The sequence below is a fragment of the Streptomyces sp. NPDC111656 genome, assembly GCF_055656965.1.
This window is the reverse complement of sequence record NZ_JBVKCA010000019.1, coordinates 72,617-88,592: the sequence shown is the minus strand read 5'-3', so window position 1 is coordinate 88,592 and position 15,976 is coordinate 72,617. Positions and strand designations below refer to the sequence as shown.

Sequence of the window (15,976 nt, the reverse complement as noted above, 5' to 3'; positions counted from 1 at the left end):
ATCCATGACCACGGACCAGCAGTGCGGACCGGCGCCACCGGTCCGGGCATCGCCACCCCAGTCGTCGTACGGAGGGACGCCGCTCATGCCGCCGAACAGCCAGTCGTGGGGACTGTACCGAGGCACGGGGCTGCCCGGTGCGACACCGCAGGAGTGGCCCCAGGCACCGGCCTGGCGCAGCTTCGGCGGCGGCCCCGAGCTCCCCCCGCCACCCGTCGACGACCCGTGCGCCCCCGCGGTGCTGGGCACCATCGAGCAGCCACTGCCCGCTCCACCGGACGAGGTGGCCCGGGTGAACGTGGCGCTGCACCTGCGCCGCCCCCTGCTCGTCACGGGCGAGCCCGGCACCGGCAAGTCGTCCCTCGCCTACCGCATCAGCGGGGAGCTCGGCCTCGGCCCGGTCCTGCGCTGGCAGATCACTTCCCTGAGCACACTTCGGGAGGGCCTGTACGACGGCCCGCACAACGGCCGGCACGACCGCCCGCACGAGGGTCCTGACGCGGGCGGGCCCGACGATGGGATCCGGCTCGGGCCCCTGGGCACCGCCTTCCTGCCGTACCACAGGCCTCGTGTGCTGCTGATCGACCGGCTGGACCGGGCCGAGATCAGTCTGCCCGAGGACCTGTGCACGGTACTGACGGCCGGAGGATTCTCCCTGCCGGACGCAACGGTGCGCTGCCGAGCCTTCCCCGTGGTGGTCATCACCACCACGGGTGAGCGGGATCTGCCATCGGATCTCGTACGCCGCTGTGTGACCCTGCGGACCCAGCGGCCCGGCCCGGACCTGCTGCGCGCCATCGCGGCGAACCGGTTCCCTGCGGAGCCCGGACGTCCCGGCCCGGCGCCGGACGCCGTGGACGCCTTCGTCGAACGGGCCACCGCCACCGAGGGACCGGTGCTGGAGCGGTTCCTGGACGCACTCCGCCTGGCCGCCGACGGTGTCCTCCAGGCCGTGGCGGAGGACGGCGCCTGGCAGGAGGCCGTCGACACTCTCTGGCAGTGGACCGCGCCGGAGGAGCCATGACGGGGCCCGGCCCGTTTCCCGCGGCGCTCCCGCCGGGGCTCCCGAAATCCCTGCGGCACATCGGCACCGCGCTCGGCCGCACCGCTGTCCGGGACGTGGCGGTGGTGGCCGACACGGGGCCGACGATGGGGATCTGGCACCGGACGGTCCACGAGTTCGCCACCGCGCTGCATCGGTGCGGGGCCTTCGGCCGGATCACCACGCACAGGCTGCCGTACGGACACAGTGCCGACCCCGCGACCCTGCCGCGTCACCGTGCGGGCACCCGGCTGACCCTGCTCCTCACCGACGGCGCGGGCCCGCGTTGGCGCACCCACGAAGTGGAACCGCTGCTGCGCCGCTGGGGCCAGTCCGGACCGCTCGCGCTGATCCACCTGCTGCCGCACCCGGTGTGGCACACGACGGGGCTGCGCGGCTGGCAGGTGCTGCTGCGCGCGCCCGCCCCGGGCGCGGCCAACCACCGGATGCGGTGGCGGCCCCGCGGCCTGGGCCCCGATCTCCACGGCCTGCCACCGGCCCACCGTCCCGACGTGGCGGTGCCCGTGCTCGAGCTCGCCCCCCGCTGGCTGGACGCCTGGTCCGGCCTGCTGGGCGGGGGCCCGCCGTCGTGGCTGCCGATGACGGTGATGTTCCCCCACGCGCGCGTACCCGCCGCTCCGGCGGCGGAGCCCGACCCCACCCCGGCGGCTCGGGTGGCGCGATTCCAGTCTTCCGTGCCCCGGAGCGTGTTCACGCTCGCCACCATGCTCTCCGCGACACCCCTCGATGCCGGGCTGATCGAGGAGGTGCGGGGCGCGCTCCTGCCCGGCACCTCCCTCACCGACGTCGCACACCTGCTGGTGCACGGCCTGGTCCGGCCGGCCGACGGCGGGCACACCACGTTCGCGTTCGCCCCCGGGATCCGCGAGGAGCTGCTGGCCACCGGACGGCGTACCGATGTGGTGCGGGTAGTCGAGTTGATCGGGGATCGCCGGGGATCCGGCGGGGAACACTTGTGGCGACTGCCCCGGTTGCTGCGCGGGGCCGCCGTGCACCGACTCCCGCCGGTCGACGCGGAGTCCGGGCCGTGGCTCATGGCGGAGAGCGCTGTGCTCCACGCCCTGTCCGGGCCGTTCCTGAAGCCGGCGAGGGAGGTCGACGAGGCCCTCGCGGCCGCCCCGGCCGACCGGACCCGCCCGCAGCACGCACAGCACCACGGCACCGCCATCGCACCCGCAACACCCACAGCACCCAGCGATGCCGTCGTCCGGCCCCCGGGCGACGCCGACCGTCGGACCGATCAGGGGAAGAGGAGGCCGGTGATGCCGCAGCAGGCCCCGGCGAGCACGGTGGGCAACGGACGTACCAGGAGCACGCCCACTATCTGGGGAAACATCCCGCCCAGGAATCCGAACTTCACGGGCCGCGAGGAACTCCTCGACAAGCTGCACCAGCGGCTGCTGCGGGAGAAGGCGACCGCCGTGCTGCCCCACACGCTGCACGGCATGGGTGGCGTCGGCAAGAGCCTGCTGGCCGTCGAGTACCTCTACCGTCGTATGGCGGAGTACGACGTGGTCTGGTGGATCTCCGCGGAGCGCACCGCGCAGATCTCCCTGTCCCTGGTGGAACTGGCACCGCGCCTGGGCCTGCCGACCGGGTCCGACGTCTCCTCGACCGTCGCCTCGGTCCTGGAGGCGCTGCGCATCGGCGTGCCCTACGCCAACTGGATCCTGGTCTTCGACAACGCCGAAAGCCCGGAATCCGTACGGCAGTTCTTCCCGGCCCAAGGACCGGGCAACATCCTCGTCACCTCGCGCAATCCCCAATGGGCCTCCGTCGCCCGGCCGCTGGAGGTCGACGTCTTCATGCGGGAGGAGAGCAAACAGCTGCTGCGCATACGCGGCCCGGAGATCAGCGACGCGGAGGCCGACCGGCTCGCGGAGGCACTCGGTGACCTGCCGCTCGCCATCGAGCAGGCCGCCGCCTGGCACGCGGAGACGGGCATGCCCGTGGACGAGTACCTGCGGCTGCTCGACGAGAAGCGCGTGGACCTGCTGCGCGGCACCGCGCCGCTCGGCAACCAGCATCCGGTGATAGCGGCCTGGAACATCTCCCTGGACCGGCTGGAGGCCAAGAGCCCGGCCGCGTACCAGCTGCTTCAGGTGTGCTCCTTCTACGCGCCCGAACCCATCGCGCGGACCATGTTCATGCGGATGCCGCCCAGTCCCATCACCCCCGAGCTGGACGCCGCCCTGGAGGATCCGATCCGGCTCGGCCAGGCCATCCGCGACATCGGCCGCTACTCCCTGGCCCGCTTCGACCACCGCACCAACTCCCTCCAGATGCACCGGCTGGTGCAGGCGGCGCTGCAGTTCCGGATGACGGAGGCGGACCGGTCCACCATGCGGCACGGGGCGCACATGCTGCTGGTGGCGAGCGACCCCAACGACCCCAGCAACGCGCTGCGCTGGGACCGGTACGGCGCGCTCTATCCCCACGTGGTGGTCTCCGGCGCGATGCAGTCCGACGAGACCTGGGTACGCAGGCTGGTGGTGAACGAGGTCAAGTACCTGCGGCGCTGGGGGGACTACGAATCCTGTCTGGAACTCGCCCGATCCGCCTACGACGACTGGTCCGGTCGCCTGGGCGCTGAGCACACCCAGACTCTGCAGATCGCCCGGTGGCTGGCGTTCCTCCAGTTCAGCATGGGCCGTTACAAGGAGGCTGCCGAGCTCAACACGAAGACGCTGGAAGCACATCTCAGGTCGCTGGGTCCCCACCACCAGGACACGTTCGCCGCGCTCGGCAACGTCGCCATAGACCACCGCGTGCGCGGCGCGTTCACCGAGGCCCTCCAACTCTCCGACTCCGTGCACCAGCAGTACCTGCAACTCATCGGTCCGGACGACCCGGAGACACTGCGCGCAGCGCACAACCTCGGCGTGAGCCTGCGCCTGGTGGGGAAGTTCGCCCGCGCCTACGAACTGGACCAGCAGACCTGGCACAACCGCATCCAGATCTTCGGCCAGGACCACATCGACTCACTGAGCACCTGGCTCGGGATGATCGTCGACCTCCGCGAACTCGGCGACTACGAAACAGCGTTGACCTACCACCGCGAGATCACCGAGCAGGCCACCACACTGCTCGGCGGCAGCAATCCGTTCACCCTGTCCTGCATCCGCCTCCTGGCCGTCGCCCTGCGCAAGGCCGGCGAGCACGAGGAGGCCGCCGCGACGGCGCAGCGCATTCGCGCGGAACTCGTCCGCCGGTACGGCGACCGCAACCCCGAGTCGATGGCCGCCACCCTCGAACTGACCATCCACCTGCGCCACCGGGGAGACCTGGAGGAAGCACTGCGTCTGGGTACGGCGATCTGCCGACGGTACGAGGAGACGTACGGCAAGCACCACCCGCATGCCCTGTCCGCCGCGGTGAACCTCGCGATCACCTATCGGCTCCTGGGCGACGCCGCGGCCGCACAGTACATCGACGCCGTGGCGCTCGAGCAGTTCACACAGACGCTGGACGCGACGCACCCCTCCGCGCTGGTGTGCCGCACCAATCTCGCCAGCGACCACTACGCGCTCGGTGACGCGGTCGGCGCGCTGGACCTCGACACCGAAACACTCCGCAGGTCCCGGGAGGTCTTCGACGACGCACACCCCTCCACCCTGGCCTGTGCCGCGAACCTCGCCATGGATCTACGGGCCGTGGGACGGGGTGAGGAGGCGGAGGCACTGCACGGCGACACCCGCGACCGTCTCCACCGCACCCTGGGCAGCGGACACCCGGCCGTCGCCCAGGCCGCGGACTGGGACCACCGCGCGGACTGCGACATCGATCCGATGCCGCTGTGACGGATCCGCGCCGCTCGGGTCGAGCTTGGCCCGAGCAGTGCCCCTACTCCGCGAGCCAGTGAGCCAGGAGTGCCGGATCGGGCGGGGTGGGCAGCGACCGGCTGACGGCCAGGGCCAGTTCGGGTCGTTCGATCAGGGCGGTCCCGGCGGCTCGCTCGCCGCACTCGGCCAGCGCAAGGCCGAGTCCGGCCCAGGCGGCGGGTCTGGCGACCGGACCCATGAGTTCCTCGGTGTACAGCTTGACCGCGGTCGCGGCGTCGCCGTCCACCAGCGCCAGATCGGCGGGTACGACACCCGGCACCGTCCTCGCCGGGTTCTCCGCCGCGCGCAGGGCGTCGAACTCGCCGGGGGCGATGAGGCTGAGGCGCGCCAGCAGCGCGAGTGTGTCGAGCCGACAGGCGCCCGAATCGGCCCGCAACGCGCGCTCGGTGCGCATGCCGACATCCACCCGCCGCTCCGCCCGCCAGTCGTCAGCCAGCTCCCTCGCATGCGCCGGGGGCACATGGAGGTGGTGCACACGCCAGGTCGCACGGTGGTGGACCGTCGCGAGGTGCGCAAGGCGCTGTTCACGCGCTCCCACCGACTCCTCATGCCAGGGCGCGGTCTGTTCGTCCAGGCTGCCGATCAGCGAGCGCCCCAGCGGAGTCAGGGCGGGGTGGTCGCGCAGGGTCCCGAGCACCGTGCGGACGGCGCTCCGCCACAGCGCGTACTCGAAGCCCGCAAGCCCTTCCGGACCGCGCGTGCGCCAGTAGTGCGCGACCCCTGAGAAGGCATAGGCCCCATGCACCAGCCCCCCGAGGGGGCGCGGATCGTCGCGCCAGGGCGCGTAGAACAGGTCGTCGCACTCATCGAACAGCGGCGTAAGGAAGATGAGGCCGTTGAGCAGGGTGTGCCGGAACTCGTGCAGGACGGCGACCCCCAGCTGCGCCGGGAGGACGTCTTCGTCCTCGTCCGGCTCGGACAGCAGCAGGCACCCGAACGCGTCGCTCGACGAAGCCGCCCGCGCGCGCAGCCGCTCGCCCCGCGGCAGCGGAATGACGGATCGCAAGCCCGCGGCCAAGGCCCGGGCGCCGTCCATGTGACCCTCCACCAGTACCGGCCACATGCGCTCGAACCAGCGCTGCCAGGAAGCGAACTGCGCGGGAGCGAGACGTCCGGGCGCCGTCAGCTGCGGCACCGGTGCATAGGGGCCGAGGTCGTCGAGGGCGAGGGTGAGGTCGACTCCCGCGTGTTGCGCACGCAGCCACCGCTGCCCCTCCCATCCCGGGGCGTCGTTCTCCGTCTCGTCCGGCACCGTCACGGTCACCCCGCCCGCGCCGACCCGGACCACCCCGTCCTGCCTCCACACCTCGGCGGTTCCCCGGAGATCGCCACCGACCGTGGCCCGGCCAAGGCCTGGCAGGAACACCCGCCCCTCCCGCACCGGCACACACGCACGGAAGTCGGCCCCGGCGGTGATGAACACGGCCGCCGCCAACTGTCCGAGGAACCCCAGCTCCACGTGCAGCGGTGTCTCGATCTCGGTCGCCGCCGGATCCGGGAGGGACAGTCTGCGCAGCAGGCTCGCCGCCCACACACCCACCTGCGGGTCGAGGAGCACCGTACGGAAGGCCGCCGGGTCCGCCCGCTCGGCGGCTTCGAGCAGCTTCCAGACCCGACGGACGTCGTCGGCGTCCGCTGCCGCGTCCAGGATCGCGCGCAACAGCAACAGGCGTCGGCTCGACTCCGCGTCGAGCAGAAAACCGACGGCTTGCTCGTTCTCGGTGACGGAGTTCAGCGCGTCCAGGACGGGGTTGGAGAGGTGGTGAAGGCGCATCCGCGGGCCTAGCCGCCTTCGCTGCCCGCGATCGTGGACACAGGACGGCCGACGCGATAAGTCAAGCGCTCGATCGACGGCCGTAGAACGGCGTCATCAAGGGCCGCGACCTCCTCGAGCGACAGTGCCGACAACGTGGGAAGCCAGGATTGCGGCGCCCCGGACACCACCACTTCACGGGGGGTGACGTGTTCCCTCGATGACATTACGTCACCGTATATCAACGTGTGCTGTCAAGAAACGCAGAACCACTCCCCAGCGAGGTGTGCCCGCCCTCCGACGGCGGAGGGCGGGCACACAACCAGGGCGTCGACACCAGGACGTCAGCCCAGCAGTGCCGGCTCGCTGTCGGACACCGAGGTGCCCGCCGCCGGGTTCGCGCTCTCCTGCTCGCCGGCCGCGGTGTCCTCCGCCCCCTCGACATGCTGCGCCGGCCGCTTCGGCAGTGCGAACATCAGCAGGAAGATCGCGACCATCACCGCCACGACCCAGCCCAGCGCGTGCTGGAAGCCGTTGACGAAGGCCGGGCCCACCTGGGCGGCGGTCAGACGGTCGCCGATCTGGCCGTAGAAGACCACGGACACCAGGCCGAGTCCGAGCGCGTTGCCCATCTGCTGCACGGTGTTGATGAGGCCCGACGCCGAACCGGAGTGCTCGCGCGGGACCTCCGACAGCACCGCGTCGGTCAGCGGGGCCACGATGAAGCCCATGCCCGCGCCCATGACGACCAGCGGAAGCGCCATCTGCCAGGAGGCGATGGACAGGCCGTACCGCTCGGACTCCCAGATGTAGAGCAGCACCCCGGCCGCCATGATCAGCGCGCCGGCCTGGAGCACCTTGCGCCCGAAGCGCGGGACGAGCAGCTGCACCGACATGCCCGCCGCGGCCGAGACCGCGATCGAGAACGGGACCCCGGTCAGACCCGCCCGCAGCGGCCTCCAGCCCAGGCCGACCTGCATGTACAGCGTCCAGACGAGGAAGAAGATGCCGAGGCCGACCCCGAAGACCGTCTGGACGGCGATGCCCGCGGCGAAGCTCTTCACCTTGAACAGCGACAGCTCGACCAGCGGCGAACCGTCCCGCGCCGCCTTCCGCCGCTCGTACGCCACCAGCGCCGCGAAGACGAGGAGGGCGCCGCCCATCGACACGTACCCCCACAGCGGCCAGCCCAGCTCACGCCCGCGCGTCAGCGGGTAGAGCAGCATCAGCAGGCCCAGCGTCACGAGGGCCACGCCGACGAGGTCGAGCTTGAGGGCCTTCGGGGCCTTGGACTCGCTGATGAAGCGTCGTCCCAGGATCAGCGCGGCGATGCCCACCGGCAGGTTGATGAGGAAGATCGGCCGCCACTCGAGACCGAAGAGGTTCCACTCGGTGAGCAGCGCGCCGAGCAGAGGGCCGGACACGGCGCCCAGGCCGACGATCGCTCCGAAGAGGCCGAAGACCTTGCCCCGCTCGTGCGCCGGGAAGGTCGCGTGCACGATCGACAGCACCTGCGGCACCATCAGCGCGGCCATCCCACCCTGCAGGATGCGCGAGGCGACGAGCATCTCCGGGTTCGCGGCGAAGCCGCACAGCGCGGAGGCGATCGTGAAGCCGCCTATGCCGACCAGGAAGAGCCGCTTGCGGCCGTGGATGTCGCCGAGCCGTCCACCGGTGATGAGCCCGGCGGCGAAGGCGAGCGCGTAGCCGGCGGTGATCCACTGGATCTGGCTGAAGGACGCGCCCTCGTCCCGCTGGATCGAGGGAATCGCGATGTTGACGATCGTGACGTCGACCAGGTCCATGAAGGCCGCGGTCATCACGATGGCGAGCGCGAACCAGCGCCGTCGGTCGGCCACGGCTGCCGGGCCCTGCGGCGGCTCGGCCGGACTGCTGAGAGTGGTCTCGGTGGAGGTCATGGCTTGAAGGTAGACCCCCATTAGGTCAGATCACGTCCTAGATGTGCGGCACTCTGGGAAACATGACGACGGACACCCCGGCCCGGCTCCTCCAGTTGCTCTCCCTCCTCCAGACGCCCCGCGAATGGCCCGGCGGCGAGCTCTCCGAGCGGCTGGGCGTGTCCCGGCGTACCGTCCGCCGCGACATCGACCGACTCCGGGAGCTGGGTTATCCGGTGCAGGCGACGAAGGGGGCCGACGGCGGATACCGGCTGGTGGCGGGCAAGGCGATGCCGCCGCTCGTGCTCGACGACGAGGAGGCGGTGGCGATCGCGGTGGGGCTGCGGGCCGGCGCCGGGCACGCGGTCGAGGGCGTCGAAGAGGCCTCCGTACGGGCCCTCGCCAAACTGGAGCAGGTGCTGCCGTCCCGGCTGCGCCACCGTGTGTCCACGCTCCAGGCCGCGACCACCCCGCTGACCAGCGGGGACGGCGCAAGCATCGCGCCCGAGACGCTGACCGTGATCGCCGCGTCGGTGACCGGGCGGGAACGGCTGCGGTTCGCCTACCGCTCGGGGGACGACACCCCCTCACGACGCCTGGCCGAGCCCTACCGCCTCGTGTCCACCGGCCGTCGCTGGTACCTCGTCGCCTACGACCTCGACCGCGACGACTGGCGCACCTTCCGCGTCGACCGGATCGCCGAGCCCTTCGCGACCGGCGTCCGTTTCACGCCACGCGAACTGCCGACGGGGAACGCGGCCGAATACCTGCGGCAGTCGATGTACGGGCGCCAGGAGACGTACGACTTCGAGGTCGCCTTCGCCGCGCCCGCCGCGTTCGTCGCGGCCCGCCTGCCCAAGTGGTTCGGCGCGCCCGAGCCGATCGACGAGCGCAACTGTCTGCTGCGTTCCTCCGCCGGGGACTCCGTGGAGTGGCTGGCGGTACGGCTCGCGATGGTCGACTGCGAGTTCACGGTGCGACGGCCGGCGGAACTGGTGGAGTGCGTACGGGAGTTGGGCGGGCGCCTGACTCGGGCGGCGGGCGGCTCGGAAGACGGGGCGGGGGGCGGGGCGGGAGACGGGTCGGAGGGCGGCCGCCGGGAAGGGCGCGGCGTCAGGGCCGGGTGAGCCCCGCGCGGGTCCGACCGGTCCGCGGCGCGCTCACACGGAGCCCAGCGGAAGTCACGCGGCGCCCCAGGGAAAGTCACGCAGCGCTTCCAGATGACGTACCGCGAGCGCGACCGGTCCGGCCGGACCGTCGGCCGGCTCGTCACCGGCGGCCCAGGCCTCCACCGCCACGCGAACCGCCGCACCGGCCACGGCGGCACCGAGCCGGAACTCCGCCCCACCGCCCGCCGCGGAAGCCCTCGCCTCCAGTACCTGCGCCAGCGTCCGCTCCGCCCCCTGACACGCCTCGCCCCACACCCTCAGCAGCGCCGGGCTCCCCTCGGCCAAGCGGAGCAGAGCGCGGACCCGGTCCATGGACTCCGGTCGCACCCCGACGCCCGGGGTGAGGGTCTGGACGACGGCGTGGCGAAGCGCCTCCGGCACGGACAGGTCGGCCGGGGCGTCGCGGACGGCCTCGGCCCACCTCTCGACGCCCGCGGAGAAGAGCGGGGCTAGGCACTCCTCCTTGCCGGCGAAGTAGCGGTAGAAGGTGCGTGGCGCGACACCGGCGGCGCGGGCGATGTCCTCGGCTCGGGTGGCGCGCAGACCGTGCCTCATGAAGAGTCCGGCCGCGGCCCGCGCGATCTCCATCCGGGTGGCGGCCTTGCGTCGCTCCGTGAGGGAGAGCCCGGGAGCGGCGGCCGGGCGGTCGGTACCGGTCACGGACGGCAGGTTATGCCCCTGTGGCACAATCTGCCATCCGGGTCACCCCGGGGTTCAGGTACGGGGTGGCCCGTCGGCCTGCCCGAAAACCACCGCTCCCCCGGAGCGGCGACCGAACCACCCCCGAACGAACCCCGCCCTGTCCCCGGACGAACCCCGACCGACCGCGCCGAACCCCGCACAAAAAGGAGCCGAGCCCCGGCGCCAGGGGGGGGAAGGCGCCGAAGCTCGGCTCTGGAGAGTCCCGGCGCGGGGGGGGAGTGCGTCGGGACTCGGTTCTGGGGGGTCTTGGGGCTGCTCCCCGGGACCCTGAACCCTGGGCCCTGAAGTCTTGTGCCCAGAGCCCAGCGAGTTAAGCGGCGTTACATGGCCATGTCCGGTCGACTTATGGCCGACCTCGGGGCCATCGGATCCGTCAGATCCGTCGAACCCGTACGAACCATACGTGGCGCACCAACCACATGAACCACGCAAACCGCACTAACCGCGGACATTCTTAAGCCGCCGCGTCAAAACCGGTGTCGCGGGCCAGCTTCTTCAGCTCCAGCAGCGCGTGCTTCTCGATCTGGCGGATGCGCTCACGGGTGAGCCCGTGCTCCTTGCCGACCTCCGTGAGCGTGCGCTCCCGGCCGTCGTCGATGCCGTACCGCATCTTGATGATCGAGGCCGTGCGCTGGTCGAGGCGGCCGATCAGGTCGTCGAGCTCCTCGCTGCGCAGCAGGGTGAGGACGGACTGCTCGGGCGAGACCGCGGAGGTGTCCTCGAGTAGGTCACCGAACTGGGTGTCGCCGTCGTCGTCCACCGACATGTTCAGCGAGACCGGGTCGCGGGCCCAGTCCAGGACGTCCGTCACACGCTCCGGGGTCGAGTCCAGCTCGGCGGCGATCTCCGCGTGCTCGGGCTCGCGCCCGTTCTTGCGGTTGAACTCGCGCTGCACGCGACGGATCCGGCCCAGCTCCTCGACGAGGTGCACGGGGAGGCGGATCGTGCGCGACTGGTCGGCGATGGAGCGGGTGATGGCCTGACGGATCCACCACGTGGCGTACGTCGAGAACTTGAAGCCCTTGCGGTAGTCGAACTTCTCGACCGCGCGCACCAGGCCCGCGTTGCCCTCCTGGATCAGGTCGAGCAGGGGCAGGCCACTACGGGGATACCGCCGAGCCACGGCGACGACCAGCCGCAGGTTGGAGCGGATGAAGACATCCTTGGCCCGCTCCCCCTCGGCGACCAGCGCCTCGAGCTCCTCGCGGGTCGCGTCCGCTTGGGGGGCATCAACCTCGTCGTCGAGGATCTGCCGAGCGAACACACCCGCCTCGATGATCTGGGACAGCTCGACTTCCTTGGCGGCGTCGAGCAGCGGCGTACGCGCGATCTCGTCGAGGTACATGCCGACCAGGTCGCGGTCGGCGATTTCGCCGCCTACGGCGCGAACACTGCGTGCCGCGTCGGTGGTCTCGCCGGTGGCGGACTGACGACGGGCGACGGCACGGGTTGCCATGCGTGCTCCCTTGCGATGGTGGGCTTGCGGGTCCTAGTGGCGGCTCGGACACTCTTCCGAGTGCCCGGCATCCGAAGGAAACAACGACTGGAATCCGGACAGAATTCCCAACCCGCCCTCCTATTTTTCTGATCATGCAGTACCCTGTGCCGCCACAGCGGGAGGTCGGATGTCAACGGAACGTACAGAGGTGCAGGTCAGGCCAGGAGTCGAGGCCGACCTCGACGCTCTCACGGCCATCTACAACCACTACGTTCGCGAGACCCCCATCACATTCGACACCGCCGTCTTCACCCCGGAAGAGCGTCACCCTTGGCTGCTCTCCCACCCTGAAGACGGCCCGCACCGCCTGATGGTTGCCACGGACACGGACTCACAGGGGGTTCCCGGGAACGCACAGCGAATTCTGGGATACGCCACGTCCAGCACCTTCCGCCCCAAGCCCGCCTACGTCACCTCCGTCGAGGTCACCATCTACCTCGCCCCGGACGCGGGCGGCCGGGGCGTCGGCACGCTGCTCTACGAGGCCCTCTTCGAGGCGCTCGCCGACGAGGACGTACACCGCGCCTACGCGGGCATCGCCCAACCCAACGAAGCGTCCGCGCGGCTGCACGAACGCTTCGGGTTCCGGTACATCGGTACGTACCGGGAGGTGGGCCGGAAGTTCGGCCGGTACTGGGATGTGGCCTGGTACGAGAAGAACCTCTAGCCGATACGAGAAGAACCTCTAGCCGAACTGAACCGACCGCTTGGCCAGCCCCAGCCAGAACCCGTCGATCACCGACCGCTGCTCGTCCAGCTCGCCCGTGGCGTCCGCCGCGCCCATCGTCACGAAGAGCGGGGCGAAGTGCTCGGTGCGGGGGTGGGCGAGCAGGCCGGCCGGGGACTTGTGGCCGAAGTCGAGCAGGGCGTCCCAGTCACGGGCGTCCAGGGCGCGGTGGCCCCAGTCGTCGAACTCGACCGACCAGGAGGGGACGCCGGCCTGGCGCAGCGCGGCCAGGTTGTGGGTGAAGAAGCCGGAGCCCACGATCAGGACGCCCTCGTCGCGCAGCGGCGCCAACTTGCGTCCGATCTCCATCAACTTCACCGGATCGAGGGTCGGCATGGAGATCTGCAGGACAGGGATGTCGGCGTCGGGGAACATCTCGACGAGGGGGACGTAGGCACCATGGTCGAGGCCGCGGTCCGGGATGTCCTGGACGGGAACGCCCGGGGCGCGCAGCAGCTTCCGTACGGACTCGGCGAGTTGGGGGGCGCCGGGAGCCGCGTACCGGACCTGGTAGTAGTGCTCGGGGAAGCCCCAGAAGTCGTAGACGAGCGGTACGGTCTGGACCGCACCGAGGGCCAGCGGGGCCTCCTCCCAGTGGGCGGAGACCATCAGGATCGCCTTGGGACGGGGCAGTTCGGCGGACCAGGCGGCCAGCTCTCCGGGCCAGATCGGGTCGTCGGCGAGCGGCGGAGCGCCATGACTGAGGTAGAGGGCAGGCATGCGCTCCTGCGGGGCACGCCCCTCGGTGACGGCAGACGTGGCGACAGACATGGCGGCTACTCCCTCCGGGGGTCCATCGTAAGACCGATTGGGAAGTTATTTGAAGTCTCAAGCTTCCACGCGGAACCATACTCCCGATTTGTTTAATATTCAAGAAGGGGCTCGTACAGTGGAGTACATGACTACGGCATCCGCATCCGCTGAAGAGCCGCGCTGGCTCACCGACGAGGAACAGCGCACCTGGCGTGCGTACATGAACGCCGCCACCCTCCTCGAGGACCATCTCGACCGTCAGCTGCAGCGCGACGCGGGCATGCCGCACGTCTACTACGGTCTGCTCGTCCAGCTCGTCGAGGCGCCGCGCAGAAGGCTGCGGATGACCGAGCTGGCCATGAACGCGAAGATCACCCGCTCGCGCCTCTCGCACGCGATCGCCCGCCTGGAGAAGAACGGGTGGGTGCGCCGCGAGGACTGCCCCTCCGACAAGCGGGGCCAGTTCGCCGTCCTCACCGACGCCGGTTACGAGGTGCTGAGCAAGGCCGCGCCGGGCCATGTCGACGCCGTACGGCAGGCCTTCTTCGACCGGCTCACGCCCGAACAGCACAACGCCCTCGGCGAGGCCATGCGGATCATCGCCGAGGGGCTGCAGCCGAAGGACGCGGGCGCGGACCTGCCTTGGCTGCGTTGACGGGCTGACAGGCTGACGGGGTTACGGGGTTACGGGGTTACGGGTTGACCGGGAGCGGACGCGGGTCCGCCCCGGTCCCGATGAACTCGGAACCGGGGCGGACCCTGGGAATCGTACGGGCGAGGCGTCCCCACCCCGCGCCCGTACTCGAAGCACCTGAAGCACCGGAGGTACCAGCGGCGGTACGGGCGGTACGGGTGATCAGTGGGCGATCACCGGCACCTTGACCTCGTCCTCGGCGCCGTCGCCCGCACCGGAGGCCGCGGACATGTCCGGGCGGCCGGTGTTGACGAGGGTCGCGGCGATCGTGGCCGCGACCACCAGGATGCCGACGGCGAACCAGATGGCGTTGGTGTAGCCGTTCACCATGCCCTGCAGCTGGACGAGCTGCTGCTGCGACTTGGAGGCGGCGCCACCGATGTGGTCCTTGATGTACGAGGTGGTCGCCGAGGCGGCGATCGTGTTCAGCAGGGCCGTACCGATCGCGCCGCCCACCTGCTGCGAGGTGTTGACCATCGCGGAGGCGACACCGGCGTCCTGCGGCTGGACACCGTACGTGGCCAGGGACATGGCGGGCATGAACGCCGTACCCATACCGAGGCCGAGCAGCAGCTGGGCCGGGAGCAGCAGACCCGCGTAGGAGGAGTTGATCTCCATCTGGGTCAGCAGCAGCATGCCCAGGGCGGCCAGGGCGAAGCCCGGTGCCATCAGCAGCCGCGGCGGGACGCGGGTCATCAGACGGGCGCCGATCTGGGTGGAGCCCGTGATCATGCCCGCGATCATCGGCAGGAAGGCGAAGCCGGTCTTGACCGGCGAGTAGCCCTTCACGATCTGCAGGTAGTAGGTCAGGAACAGGAACAGGCCGAACATCGCGATGATCGCGAGGCCGAGCGAGAGGTAGACACCGCCGCGGTTGCGCTCGGTGATGACGCGCAGGGGCAGCAGCGGGGCCTTGACCTTGGACTCGGTGAACACGAAGGCCGCGAGCAGCACCGCCGAGGCGACGAACAGACCGATGGTGGTGGAGTCGCTCCAGCCGTTGGACTCGGCACGGGTGAAGCCGTAGACCAGGGAGACCAGGCCCAGGGTGGAGAGGATGACACCGGGGATGTCGAGCGGCGAGCGGTTGCGGCCGCCGGCCGGCTCACGGATGACGAAGTACGCGCCGAGGGCGGCGATGATCGCGAACGGGATGTTCACGAAGAACGTCCAGCGCCAGTTCAGGTACTCGGTGAGGAAGCCGCCGAGGATCAGGCCGACGGCGCCACCGCCACCGGCGATCGCACCGTAGATGCCGAACGCCTTGGCGCGCTCCTTGGCGTCGGTGAACATCACCGCGAGCAGCGACAGCGCGGCGGGGGCCAGGAGGGCACCGAAGGCGCCCTGCAGGGCGCGGGCGCCGAGCAGCATCGCCTCGCTCTGCGCGGCGCCGCCGATGGCGGAAGCGCCCGCGAAGCCGATCAGACCGGTGACGAAGGTGCGCTTGCGGCCCCACAGGTCGGCGATACGGCCGCCGAAGAGCAGCAGACCGCCGAAGGCGAGGGCGTAGGCCGTGATGACCCACTGCCGGTTGCCGTCCGATATCCCCAGGTCCTGCTGGGCGGAGGGCAGCGCGATGTTCACGATGGTCGCGTCGAGGACGACCATCAGCTGGGCGAGCGCGATGAACGCGAGCGCTTTCCAGCGGTTGCTGTGTGCGTCGGCGAGTTCGGCCGCCGACTTCGCCGAGGCTGAGGTGCCTGTTTCAGACATGGGGATACCCACTCCGGTACTTCGCAGTGAAAAAGGTGAGGGAAGGTCACGGGAGCCGGCGGCTCGTCGTCGACGACGGCCGCAAGCCTCCGGAAGCTTGTCGGACTAAGTTGGGACTGACGTCGGACTAAGAGACTGGCGCTGTGCGCCGATCTCATCGGTCG

11 protein-coding genes are annotated in these 15,976 nt (G+C 70.6%); 5 read left to right on the top strand and 6 right to left on the bottom strand.

Translation table 11 applies throughout. The features are described 5' to 3' along the window. Positions 1–85 precede the first annotated feature (85 nt). Together ACZ7M3_RS40560 and fxsT are read left to right on the top strand one after the other, a co-directional pair. A complete protein-coding gene (locus ACZ7M3_RS40560; RefSeq protein WP_472070400.1) occupies positions 86–1,024 on the top strand; it encodes an AAA family ATPase in 939 nt (312 codons plus the stop codon). Then, entirely contained in the window at positions 1,021–4,863 is a 3,843-nt protein-coding gene (fxsT, locus tag ACZ7M3_RS40555) for an FxSxx-COOH system tetratricopeptide repeat protein (RefSeq protein ID WP_472070398.1), read from the top strand. The genes ACZ7M3_RS40560 and fxsT overlap by 4 nt, the downstream gene beginning before the upstream one ends. Before the next feature lie 43 nt (positions 4,864–4,906). Here the strand turns inward: fxsT and ACZ7M3_RS40550 are convergent, their stop codons facing one another. Both ACZ7M3_RS40550 and ACZ7M3_RS40545 read right to left on the bottom strand, forming a co-directional pair. Then, the gene (locus tag ACZ7M3_RS40550; protein WP_472070396.1) at positions 4,907–6,679 is read right to left on the bottom strand and encodes an HEXXH motif domain-containing protein; all 1,773 of its coding nucleotides are present in this window, start codon (positions 6,677–6,679) and stop codon (positions 4,907–4,909) included. Between the two features lie 323 nt (positions 6,680–7,002). Next, positions 7,003–8,577 (bottom strand): MFS transporter, encoded by a 1,575-nt coding sequence (locus tag ACZ7M3_RS40545; protein ID WP_452962739.1) that lies wholly within the window; start codon positions 8,575–8,577, stop codon positions 7,003–7,005. A 62-nt stretch (positions 8,578–8,639) separates the two neighbouring features. Here ACZ7M3_RS40545 and ACZ7M3_RS40540 point away from each other — a divergent pair, with 62 nt between their 5' ends. Next, complete coding sequence (locus tag ACZ7M3_RS40540; protein WP_472070394.1) at positions 8,640–9,683, top strand: helix-turn-helix transcriptional regulator; 1,044 nt, start codon at positions 8,640–8,642, stop codon at positions 9,681–9,683. A 54-nt stretch (positions 9,684–9,737) separates the two neighbouring features. On the opposite strand, the gene ACZ7M3_RS40535 is transcribed toward ACZ7M3_RS40540, so the two are convergent. Next, a complete protein-coding gene (locus ACZ7M3_RS40535; RefSeq protein ID WP_472070520.1) occupies positions 9,738–10,313 on the bottom strand; it encodes a TetR family transcriptional regulator in 576 nt (191 codons plus the stop codon). Positions 10,314–10,881: 568 nt separating this feature from the next. Next, positions 10,882–11,883 (bottom strand): sigma-70 family RNA polymerase sigma factor, encoded by a 1,002-nt coding sequence (locus ACZ7M3_RS40530; protein ID WP_355309988.1) that lies wholly within the window; start codon positions 11,881–11,883, stop codon positions 10,882–10,884. A 169-nt stretch (positions 11,884–12,052) separates the two neighbouring features. On the opposite strand from ACZ7M3_RS40530, the gene ACZ7M3_RS40525 reads away from it, so the two are divergent. Continuing rightward, the gene (locus tag ACZ7M3_RS40525; RefSeq protein ID WP_472070392.1) at positions 12,053–12,592 is read left to right on the top strand and encodes a GNAT family N-acetyltransferase; all 540 of its coding nucleotides are present in this window, start codon (positions 12,053–12,055) and stop codon (positions 12,590–12,592) included. A gap of 18 nt (positions 12,593–12,610) precedes the next feature. On the opposite strand, the gene ACZ7M3_RS40520 is transcribed toward ACZ7M3_RS40525, so the two are convergent. Beyond that, entirely contained in the window at positions 12,611–13,423 is an 813-nt protein-coding gene (locus ACZ7M3_RS40520) for a dioxygenase family protein (RefSeq protein ID WP_121415862.1), read from the bottom strand. Between the two features lie 127 nt (positions 13,424–13,550). On the opposite strand from ACZ7M3_RS40520, the gene ACZ7M3_RS40515 reads away from it, so the two are divergent. Further along, a complete protein-coding gene (locus ACZ7M3_RS40515; protein ID WP_472070390.1) occupies positions 13,551–14,060 on the top strand; it encodes a MarR family winged helix-turn-helix transcriptional regulator in 510 nt (169 codons plus the stop codon). 201 nt (positions 14,061–14,261) lie between these two features. Here the strand turns inward: ACZ7M3_RS40515 and ACZ7M3_RS40510 are convergent, their stop codons facing one another. Next, positions 14,262–15,812, bottom strand: coding sequence for an MFS transporter (locus ACZ7M3_RS40510; protein WP_355309990.1), 1,551 nt, complete (start codon positions 15,810–15,812; stop codon positions 14,262–14,264). Between the last annotated feature and the right edge of the window lie 164 nt (positions 15,813–15,976).